Annotated in this window: 8 protein-coding genes; 4 read left to right on the forward strand and 4 right to left on the reverse strand. The window is 44.7% G+C overall.

Annotated elements, in window-relative coordinates:
* On the forward strand, window positions 1-266 hold a 266-nt coding region (locus F6K20_RS40665; RefSeq protein ID WP_502708834.1), incomplete at its 5' end, for a hypothetical protein.
* Between the two features lie 278 nt (window positions 267-544).
* Here F6K20_RS40665 and petD read toward each other — a convergent pair.
* Together petD and petB are read right to left on the reverse strand one after the other, a co-directional pair.
* The gene (petD, locus tag F6K20_RS14600; protein WP_009149162.1) at window positions 545-1,027 is read right to left on the reverse strand and encodes a cytochrome b6-f complex subunit IV; all 483 of its coding nucleotides are present in this window, start codon (window positions 1,025-1,027) and stop codon (window positions 545-547) included.
* A 99-nt stretch (window positions 1,028-1,126) separates the two neighbouring features.
* A complete protein-coding gene (petB, locus tag F6K20_RS14605) occupies window positions 1,127-1,795 on the reverse strand; it encodes a cytochrome b6 (protein WP_009149163.1) in 669 nt (222 codons plus the stop codon).
* A gap of 222 nt (window positions 1,796-2,017) precedes the next feature.
* Here petB and ctpA point away from each other — a divergent pair, with 222 nt between their 5' ends.
* Window positions 2,018-3,253: a carboxyl-terminal processing protease CtpA gene (ctpA, locus tag F6K20_RS14610; RefSeq protein WP_287295107.1), complete on the forward strand. Its 1,236-nt coding sequence runs from the start codon at window positions 2,018-2,020 to the stop codon at window positions 3,251-3,253.
* Between the two features lie 44 nt (window positions 3,254-3,297).
* Here ctpA and F6K20_RS14615 read toward each other — a convergent pair whose 3' ends face one another.
* On the reverse strand, window positions 3,298-4,026 hold the full coding sequence (locus tag F6K20_RS14615; protein WP_287265772.1) for an MBL fold metallo-hydrolase: 729 nt from the start codon (window positions 4,024-4,026) through the stop codon (window positions 3,298-3,300).
* Window positions 4,027-4,076: 50 nt separating this feature from the next.
* Between F6K20_RS14615 and F6K20_RS14620 the strand changes: the two genes are divergently transcribed.
* Together F6K20_RS14620 and trmFO are read left to right on the forward strand one after the other, a co-directional pair.
* Window positions 4,077-5,579, forward strand: coding sequence for a site-2 protease family protein (locus tag F6K20_RS14620; RefSeq protein ID WP_287265771.1), 1,503 nt, complete (start codon window positions 4,077-4,079; stop codon window positions 5,577-5,579).
* Between the two features lie 265 nt (window positions 5,580-5,844).
* Window positions 5,845-7,269 (forward strand): FADH(2)-oxidizing methylenetetrahydrofolate--tRNA-(uracil(54)-C(5))-methyltransferase TrmFO, encoded by a 1,425-nt coding sequence (trmFO, locus tag F6K20_RS14625; RefSeq protein WP_009149167.1) that lies wholly within the window; start codon window positions 5,845-5,847, stop codon window positions 7,267-7,269.
* Window positions 7,270-7,425: 156 nt separating this feature from the next.
* On the opposite strand, the gene F6K20_RS14630 is transcribed toward trmFO, so the two are convergent.
* Window positions 7,426-7,689: a hypothetical protein gene (locus F6K20_RS14630; RefSeq protein WP_009149169.1), complete on the reverse strand. Its 264-nt coding sequence runs from the start codon at window positions 7,687-7,689 to the stop codon at window positions 7,426-7,428.
* Window positions 7,690-8,204: the final 515 nt, after the last annotated feature.

The raw sequence follows: 8,204 nt of genomic DNA on the forward strand, positions 1-8,204 counted from the left end.
TAGTTGAGTCCTCAGCCAATGTCAAAGATGATTTCCGCTTCCGGAAAAAGCGAGTGCATGTACGCGACTTGCCTGGCGAGGTCGTCAAATTGTTTACTGCTGCTGACTCGACAGTAACAGATGGTGACTGGCTCAGGGGCTTGTCGTTTTCCCAAAGTGGCAAGACTAACTGTATCGAACAGTCGATACCCGCTTGGGGTTCGCTCACATTTGATGGTGCCATTGTCTGCGTATTTCCTGTTAAGTGGTTTGAGAGAGTCCCGTAAGTTCGACCGCCTTACGGAGTGGTACTAGGGTCATGTCTCTATTCTAGCAAATACTCACAGACTTTACTAAACTTTATGATACTTTATGTAACTGTCCACTAACCTCGAACTATTTCTAAATGCATTAGAGAAATTGCTATCAAACAAAAATCCCACGGCTCAAAGTACGTGGGATTTTCAGAAAAGCTTTTTTAAAGGACTAATAACTAACCACTGGAAATCCCACAAACTCTAGTGAAAACTCTAGTTGTAGGATCAGCCTGATGGTTAGGCTTATCTTAAAACAGACCCCAAGTCAAAGACTGATCAATGGGTAAGGTAGCACCAACACCAAGCCAGATGGTGACTAGGGTACCAAATAAAAATACCGTAGTTGCCACTGGACGGCGGAATGGGTTCTGGAATTTGTTCACACCTTCGATGAAGGGAACCAGCATCAGACCCAAGGGAACTGATCCCATAGCAGCAATACCCAAAAGTTTATTAGGGAGAATCCGCAAAATTTGGAAAACAGGATATAGATACCATTCCGGGAGGATTTCTAAAGGTGTGGCAAAGGGATCGGCTGGTTCACCAATCATAGCTGGATCAAGCACAGCTAAACCAATGCATAGAGCAATGGAACCCATGATTACCACTGGGAAAACGTAGAGGAGGTCATTAGGCCAAGCTGGCTCGCCATAATAATTATGACCCATCCCCTTGGCTAGTTTGGCACGTAAAATTGGATCGTCTAGATCCGGCTTTTTAAGAACTGACATTGCTTAAATTCTTCTCCTTAATAAGTAAAGGTAAGCAGGTGGCAGCAGCAAGGTTTGCATTTAGTTTTAACACTTTCCTGACTTTTAGTCAGTACAGATTTACAACGGACCAGAAATGCCCTGTTTGCGAATCATCAGGAAGTGCAGCAGCATGAAGACAGCGATAAACCAGGGCAGCACAAAGGTATGTAGACTGTAGTAGCGACTCAGAGTACCCTGACCTACACTAGTACCACCCCGCAGCAGTTCGACGATTAAAGAACCAACCACGGGAATAGCTTCAGGAACGCCAGATACAATCTTGACCGCCCAGTAACCAACTTGGTCCCAAGGCAAGGAGTAGCCAGTCACACCGAAGGAGACGGTAATTACTGCTAAAACTACCCCTGTCACCCAGGTCAGTTCACGGGGCTTTTTGAAACCACCAGTCAAATAGACCCGGAAGACGTGCAAAATCATCATCAGCACCATCATGCTGGCAGACCAGCGGTGAACAGAGCGGATCAGCCAGCCGAAGCTCACGTCAGTCATAATGTACTGTACAGAGCTAAATGCTTCAGCGACCGTCGGCTTGTAGTAGAAGGTCATGGCAAATCCAGTGGCAAACTGGATTATAAAGCAAGTTAGAGTAATTCCACCCAGGCAGTAAAAAATATTAACGTGGGGAGGTACGTACTTTGAAGTGATGTCATCGGAAAGTGCCTGAATTTCCAGACGCTCCTCAAACCAGTCGTATACTTTCGAGTCAGTGATTTGCTTAGAAAACATGAGGCCAGAGTTTCCGAAAGGATTTTGCCGTCAGACGTTGAACGTCGGAGTGTTCAACTCCTTAATTTACAACGAATACAGCCTATATGTTACATGATGTTAATTTTAACATGACCTGCTTCATTAATTTGCCGTCAACTCTGGCGGTTACAGCCCAAATATTATACCTGATCGCGGTTACAGGTAACATAACTTAACAAGTACTCTCATAAATTTTTGATCATGCACAAACGAGCCTTCTGGGTTGGACTCTTACTAACCTTCCCAATCATGCTATTGTCTGCCTGGTGGACACCAACAGCAGCTGCCTTCTCTCAGGAGCAAAGGCTTTTTTCCCAAGCTTGGCGGATTGTCTCTCAATCCTACGTTGATGATACCTTTAACCATCAGAATTGGTGGTTGTTACGTCAGAAGACCTTGAAAAAGCGGCTGCCTAATCGTGAAGCTACCTATACGGCCATAGAAAACATGTTAGGGAGTCTTGGGGATCCCTTCACACGATTGCTCAGACCCGACCAATATCATAGTTTGCAAATCAGCACCTCTGGTGAACTCTCTGGTGTCGGGCTACAAATTGCGATTGATGTGGAAACTGGTGAGTTAGAAGTAATCACCCCAATTGCTCAATCACCAGCAGATTTAGCCGGTATCCGAGCACGGGATCACATCCTAGAAATTGATGGCATGCTGACTAGGAACATGACTCTAGATGAAGCGGCAGCACAGATGCGCGGACCAATTGGTACAACGGTTACCTTGAAGATTCAAAGCAAGAAAGAACAACCAAAATTGGTGGAAATAGTACGCGATCGCATTTCCCTAAACCCAGTGTATTCAGTCCTCGATACCCAGGACAATAGAGACCCAGTCGGTTATATTCGTCTGTCTCAATTTAGTGCTAACGCCCCAATGGAAGTTGCCCACGCCGTTGCTAAACTCAAGGAGATGGGTGCAGATGGCTATATTCTTGATCTGAGGAATAACCCAGGGGGTCTATTGCAGGCAGGTATTGAAATTGCTCGCCTCTGGTTAGATCAAGGCACTATTGTTTACACCGTTAACCGCCAAGGCACCATTGGTAGCTTTGAAGCCTATGGTGACGCTCTTACGGAAGACCCCTTGGTCGTATTAGTTAATGAAGGCAGCGCCAGTGCTAGTGAGATTCTAGCTGGGGCTTTACAGGACAATGGTAGGGCAAAGCTAGTAGGGGAAAAAACCTTTGGCAAAGGGTTAATTCAGTCGTTATTTGAACTAATAGATGGGTCAGGATTAGCAGTTACCGTTGCCAAGTACGAGACCCCCAATCACCGGGATATTAATAAATTAGGGATTGAGCCAGACTTGGAGGTGCCTTTAGAAGCAATTACTATGAGCCAAGTGGGGACAGAAGCAGATAGTCAGTATCAGGAAGCAATCAATTTGTTAACATCTGATCCTTTTCTAGCTAAGGCAAGTTAGATTATCTGTAGATTAGGGCGTGAGAGCATCAGGGGGTCAGGGCCTCAGATATATAACGCTTCTGGGTTTTCAAACTTCGCCCTTACGTCTGATAAACCCTCGTAAGCTTGGTCAATTACGCCTTTCCCTCGCAAAAAACCAGTATTGGCACCAGGACAGATAAATTGAAGAGTCTCTGGGGTAAAACGCTCAAGCAGAGATTGTACACTCCGAATCTGTCTTGGCCAATGAAATGTTTTCGGGGTTCGCAGGGGCAACGGTTCTCCTTGTTTACTAGGAAGCAAATGACGCCCAGAAAATAGCACACCCCCGGCACCAGTGTAGTAAAGACAAGAAGAACCAGGAGAGTGACCAGGAGTCCAAATGACGTAGCAGCAGGGATTTATAGTCAACTCCTGGTGAAATGTAACTACCTCCAATCCCGGCAGTAAGTAAGCCTCTTGTTCTTGAATCAGGACTTGGCACCCCATACTCTCCTGAATTTCCTTTGCTTTACCAATACCACCCCGATGGGTAATAAACAGTAATGAGACTCCCCCTTGCTCACGCAAAAATTCTTGGTTAGTCTCATTCCAGGCAGGACAATCAATCAATAGGTTGAAGGAATTTCCTACAATAATATAAGCCGTACCACCTAACGTATCTCGATTGGGTGGAAAAGCAAAAATGGTATCTAGAACAAGGCGTGGTGGCTTGGATGCAGCAGGTTGCTGATTAGACGATGCGCTTGGCGTAAGAGAAAAATCGCCTTTTGCTGGAGGATCGGGTTGCACAATGCTTGTAGTTTAATTGTAGTTTTTAGTAGACGGTGTGATCTTTCATCATGGAACTCTGGCTACTCCCATTTACATTTATTTTACTCGCTGTGATTACCTACTTCGTTATCCAGCGCACCGTTGCCAGCCTCACCCGGACACCAGTATGGTTACTGTGGCTGGTAATGATGACTCCACCACTAGTCTGGATTGGTTGGACTCTGTTCAATGGTAAGAACACACCAATACCACCAGCCCTATTGCTCGGTCCATTTGTGATTTGCTTGCCGTTGTACTGGCTGCTGATTCAGTGGGGACGCCCAGCTCCCAATTCAACCATGACCAAAGACAATCCGACTAAAACAAGTACCTCAGACCCGGTCGCCAAAATTGCATCGGCAACTGAAAAGTCAAGCCTTCGTCCCATTACTAAAGAAGAAGAAAAAGACCTCAGAAATTGTTTTCCCTGGGGAATCTACTATCTCCAGAATATTGAGTACCGACCTCAAGTAGTGTTGTGTCGCGGCAAACTGCGCACTAACCCAGAGCAAGCCTACCGTACCGTGCGGTCAAATATAGAAGCCGAGTTTGGCGATCGCTTCTTCGTAGTCTTTCAAGAAAGCTTTAGCGGCAAACCCTTTTTTGCTCTAGTGCCCAATACCAAAAAATCAACCAAACCTTACAGGGGGTCTGAATCATTAACGCGACCTGGTTTAGCATTGGGGCTGATGGTGATTACTTTGTTTACCACCACCTGGATGGGCACTCAGATAACTGGGGTGTCGGAAAATCCCCTGACTGACCCAGCAGTTTTACTGCAAGGACTGCCCTATGCCCTGGCCTTAATGGCAATTCTCAGCATTCATGAACTCGGTCATTATTTCGCCGCAATGGTTTACAAGGTGCGTACAACTCTGCCTTACTTTATCCCCATACCCTTTTTATTCTTGGGAACATTGGGAGCATTTATTCATATACGCTCTCCTGTTCCTAACCGTAAAGCCTTATTTGATATAGGCATTGCTGGTCCACTAGTCGGTTTAGTGGTTACCCTACCAATCCTAATGTGGGGATTAGCCCATTCCACTGTAGTGCCTTTGTCTGACTCTTCAGGAATCTTGAACCTAGAATCCCTCGATCCCCGATTTTCCCTTTTGCTAAGCTTACTAAGTAAATGGGCATTGGGCAGTGAATTTGTCTCCAACACAGCCATTAACCTTCATCCTGTGGCAGTCGCTGGTTATGTCGGTTTAGTTGTTACTGCTTTCAATTTAATGCCAGTCGGACAACTGGATGGTGGACATATCGTCCATGCGATGTTGGGTCAAAGAACTGGTATGACCATTGGTCAGATTACCCGGCTGTTAATGATGCTCCTAGTATTTATCCAGCCAGAATTACTCCTGTGGGGAATTATTATTTTATTCATGCCAGTGGCAGATGAACCAGCCCTTAATGATGTTTCAGAACTTGACAACTGGCGAGATTTGTGCGGAATTATAGCCTTGTTGATTTTAGTCACTATTATTTTGCCAGTACCAGGAACAATCACTAAATTGTTAACTATTTAGTCAGATCGTGTCCCGTTAAAATTTAAAATTGAGGAGTGATAATTGAGAATATAAAATTGTTAATTGTGAATTGGTTGATATTAAAAGTTAACAATTAAAAGTTAACAATTAATAATTAACAATTGAATAAAGTGGTTGTCATAGAAATGAGGTACACAGGATTTTTTTCCTGTTCTCTTTTCCCTACTCCCTACTCCCTACTCCCTACTCCCTACTCCCTACTCCCTATTCCCTGTTCCCTATTCCCTGTTCCCTTTGCTATATAATGACTAATGACAAACAACAAGTAAATGTTATCGGTGGTGGATTAGCGGGTACAGAAGCCGCTTGGCAAATTGCTCAGGCTGGAGTACCAGTGGTGTTGCACGAAATGCGACCAGTGCGACTATCCCCGGCTCATCATACGGTCGAATTGGCAGAACTAGTATGTAGTAATTCCTTTGGTGCTAAGTCAAGCGATCGCGCTGCGGGTTTGTTGCACGAAGAATTGAGACGCCTTGGTTCAATTATTATTGGCAAAGCTGATCAACATGCTGTTCCAGCTGGGGGTGCCTTAGCTGTAGACCGAGCAGTATTTAGTCGGGAATTGACGGAAACCTTAGCTAGTCATCCCCTGATCGAGTTGCAGCGGGAGGAAGTTCCGCAAATTACTACCACAGGGGTGGTGGTACTTACAACCGGTCCGTTGACTAGTCCTGCTTTAGCCGAAGACCTGCAACAGTTCACTGGTTTAGAATACTTTAGTTTTTTTGATGCCGCATCACCGATTGTAGTGGGGGAATCCATCAATCGTGATATTGCCTTTATGGCATCCCGGTATGACAAAGGAGAAGCTGCTTATCTTAATTGTCCCATGAATCGGGAACAGTATCGTCACTTCTGGGAAGAACTGTGTGCAGCTCAAAAGGCGGAATTGAAAGACTTTGAGCAAGAAACTGCTAAATTTTTTGAAGGGTGCCTACCGATTGAGGAGATGGCTCGTCGGGGGGAAGATACTATGCGTTACGGTCCTCTGAAGCCAGTGGGACTGTTTGATGCCCGTAAGGGAGACTTCCGCGCCCCAGAAAATCAGCACCAGCGTCCTTATGCTGTGGTACAGCTGCGACAGGAAGATAAAGCAGGTCAGCTGTGGAATATGGTGGGATTCCAAACCAATTTGCGCTGGGGTGAGCAGAAACGGGTATTTCGACTGATTCCGGGTTTGGAAGAAGCAGAGTTTGTGCGCATGGGAGTGATGCATCGGAACACGTTTCTCAATGCTCCTGAGTTATTGCAACCAACCCTACAGTTCAAAAAACGGTCTACTTTGTTGGCAGCTGGTCAATTGGTAGGAACAGAAAGTTATACAGCAGCAGCTGCGGGAGGGTGGCTGGCTGGTACCAATGCGGCGCGACTGGTATTGGGATTGGAACTGGTAACGATGCCACCCACTACGATGATGGGAGCCTTGTTTGACTTTATCAGTTCCGCATCACCTAAGCATTTTCAGCCTATGCCACCAAATTTTGGCATTTTACCCGAATTGCCAGTGCGGATTAAGAATAAGCGAGAACGGTATGGAGCATATCGCGATCGCGCTTTGGCAGATCTTGATGGTTGGTTGAGTAGGCTGCGCGTATCAGCAGCAGAAAAACTCTTATATTCCAACAACATAACTTTGACTTATTCTGACTCGAAGCTCCTGAATTAAGATTACTAAATTTTAGAGCTTTTAAGTGAAGGTGCAAGATATTAGAATGGGTAATGGCTTGGAAGTAATCATAGTTACCCATTTACCATTACCCAATTTTTACAAGACTGATGTTCCCGGATCTAATATCAGTATCATTCAATTGATATTTACCAATTAAGTGCGGGATAGCTCAGGTGAAATACCTGTTTTATTAGGATCCAACTCTTGTTCCTGAACTAAACTATCTTTTTTTCTAGAACTCTTCTCCAGATTAGCAATCGGGGCAACAATTGGCCAAAAAATGCTTGCTATCGTCAACACTATCCAAGAAGAGCGGATTTGATCAGGAGATAAATTAGTGTCTTTCTGGAACGCTTGAAACCAGATCGAGAAAAAGTAGAGAGCGCCAGAAACGTAAAATCCTGCTAGTACCGTCATAACGAAATTCAATCCTAATATTGCTTTAATTACAAGTTTTCAGTCGGTCTGATTGACTGAAAAGGCGAGATGATATCAAGTCCGGTTAATTACTGGTTTGTTAACTATTCCTAGGTGGGCTTGACCCATTAAGAATTAAATTCGCTCAAAGCGCCTTCGGGTCGCACCTCTGGATGTTTGGTAATGGTAAATAGGGAATCGTCAACTACTAATTTCCAATTACGAATTACCAATTACCCGATCAGGGATATAATCATTATTTGACCGGATTTGAAATTATCTGCCTTGGTCGTCATCTCCCAAAAAACGATAAAAAACGCTATATATACTGTACTTCACGGCATTGAAACCCGCTGTATACTTGATTTCCCTTACTTAAATAGACTAGAGGGCTGAGGTTTGCGCTGAGGTTGTTGCTAGGGTTTGTGGTGTTTACTTTGGTGTATGATTCCCCAGCTCAAATACCTTAGATACCTACATAGTACAGACCAGTCCCCATAATGACAACACTAATC

Origin of the sequence: Moorena sp. SIO2C4 (genome assembly GCF_010672485.1) — a bacterium.
Taxonomy (GTDB): Bacteria; Cyanobacteriota; Cyanobacteriia; order Cyanobacteriales; family Coleofasciculaceae; genus Moorena; species Moorena producens.